We start from the raw sequence: 1,826 nt of genomic DNA, 5'->3' as shown, positions 1-1,826 counted from the left end.
AAGGTCTGACGGGCACCAGCCATCCTTGGGGGGCTGTGGCTTAGGTGGCTTGGGAAGGGGACTATATGGACGCGGAAATTTGCTGCGCACTCCATCCATCCAGTCATGCACGTGATCACCAATTTCGTCGTGACGCCCCGGGTGACTGTGATCGTAGTCTATTTCCGGCTGACCATCGGGGCCGTATTTTCGGCCGTCTCCGTACGTACCCTCTCCGGGCGAGCCGTCCGGCCGCAGCCCGGGCCAAAAGGTGTCCCCGGGTTTCCCAGTGAAAGGCCTGTCTATGTTGTGAATCGGGCCGCCGCTCGGCACCGGACCGATCGGAAGCGGAATAGCCCACTGCAATCCCGACGGATCACTCAGCGAAACCGGATCCCCACCCACATAAGCATACGCATTGGTCTGCCCACTGGCCGGACCTATGGGGTATTCGCTAACAAATCTGGCCGTGACTGGGTCGTAATACCGGTTCCGATAGTGAAGCACGCCCACTCGTCACCGAACGCTCTGTCACCATCCACGAATCCTGGCGCTACCAGAAACCGGCACACCTGCCCTTCCAAAAGCGCAAGGAGCCACCCACCTTCCAGTGGATGAAACTCTCCGTCCGCTGGATCGAGACCGCCGGTTTCGAGAGCGGACAGCGCGTGCGTATTACCGTCGAGCACCAGAAGCTCATCATTGCGCCGCTTTAAATGCAGAAGGGCCGCAAATGCGGCCCTTCGTTCACGTAACGACGTTAGATCATCAAAGCGCCGCAATTACACGAGTCGAACCAGCCTTCCGGCCACTCTTCGCGCTCGCTCAACATCTGCCTGCAATCCCATCTGTTCTGTCTCTGCCCATAACAGATATTTGATCACGTCCTCAACCGACTGCCTTTGCGCAATGAGTGCGCAAACCTTGGTGACATAGGCGTCGTATTCATCCTTCGCGGCATCTTCCCCCCCGATACCTATCGGATCCCACTCACGAAGCAGAACCTCTTTGACCGCATCCTGCAAGGCTTGGCTACGCCGCTGTTTTCCGCTCATCGAGTTGCCCCTCTATTGGCCCCAAACCGTTACAACCCGACCTGCTGGGTTCAGCACTACAACGGCACCGGCCCCTGTGTACCTGGTAGTCCCATTCGATCGCTCGGTAACGCTAATTGGATTGTTCACCGCGTCGCACATAGCGCCCGGTGAAACACCTCGGTTAATAGCCTGATTCAAGCCATGCCGTGTAAATCCCGTGATTATCCCTGCCTCACCAAAGGGATCGCTGAACCGAACCGGATCCCCACCCACATAAGCATACGCATTGGTCTGCCCACTGGCCCACCCGACCGGATCCTCACTGATAAACCGCGAGGTCACCGGGTCGTAATACCGGTTCCGATAGTAATACAGCCCTGTCGGATCATTCTCCCGCCCGGTGTACTGCTGCGTGTTCACATCCACGGCACCGGTTCTTGTAGTCGCCCCATACGGCTGGTACGTGTACTGCGTCTGGCTCTGCTGGTTGGCATCCGTGAGCGCGATCACGTTGTTGTTCGCATCGCGCAGGATGAAGCGGTCCGCGCTGGCATCATCGCCAATGCGGCGGAACGTCAGCTCATCGAGCCCGCTCTCCGGGTACGGCGAGAACAGGCGCATACGGTGCGCGTAGTCGTTATCCGGAATCGTGAAGCTCAGTTCGTCGCCGATCCAGAACGACTGCGTCCGGTGTCCGTTGACGGTCTGGTCGCTGCGCCGCCCGTCCATGTCGTAGACAAAGCTCGCGCTCACCGTGCCGCTGATCTGCGCGAGCAGGTCCTGCCCATTCCAGCCGTACTGGTTCACCCC

4 protein-coding genes are annotated in these 1,826 nt (G+C 58.9%); 1 reads left to right on the top strand and 3 read right to left on the bottom strand.

All coding sequences use genetic code 11. The annotated features are described in order from the left end of the window. Window positions 1-486 (bottom strand): RHS repeat-associated core domain-containing protein (locus D0B32_RS33270; protein ID WP_181969967.1); only part of this gene is annotated, 486 nt, incomplete at its 3' end. A 107-nt stretch (window positions 487-593) separates the two neighbouring features. On the opposite strand from D0B32_RS33270, the gene D0B32_RS33070 reads away from it, so the two are divergent. After that, window positions 594-695: a type I toxin-antitoxin system SymE family toxin gene (locus D0B32_RS33070; RefSeq protein ID WP_259295238.1), complete on the top strand. Its 102-nt coding sequence runs from the start codon at window positions 594-596 to the stop codon at window positions 693-695. A 66-nt stretch (window positions 696-761) separates the two neighbouring features. Here the strand turns inward: D0B32_RS33070 and D0B32_RS32125 are convergent, their stop codons facing one another. Together D0B32_RS32125 and D0B32_RS32120 are read right to left on the bottom strand one after the other, a co-directional pair. After that, window positions 762-1,034, bottom strand: a complete 273-nt coding sequence (locus D0B32_RS32125; RefSeq protein ID WP_117338516.1) for a hypothetical protein — start codon at window positions 1,032-1,034, stop codon at window positions 762-764. A 12-nt stretch (window positions 1,035-1,046) separates the two neighbouring features. Then, on the bottom strand, window positions 1,047-1,826 hold a 780-nt coding region (locus D0B32_RS32120; protein ID WP_147329596.1), incomplete at its 5' end, for an RHS repeat-associated core domain-containing protein.

The organism is Paraburkholderia sp. DHOC27 (genome assembly GCF_003429005.1).
Lineage (GTDB): Bacteria > Pseudomonadota > Gammaproteobacteria > Burkholderiales > Burkholderiaceae > Paraburkholderia.
The sequence above is the reverse complement of the archived record's forward strand: the minus strand, read 5'-3'. Positions and strand labels throughout refer to the sequence as shown.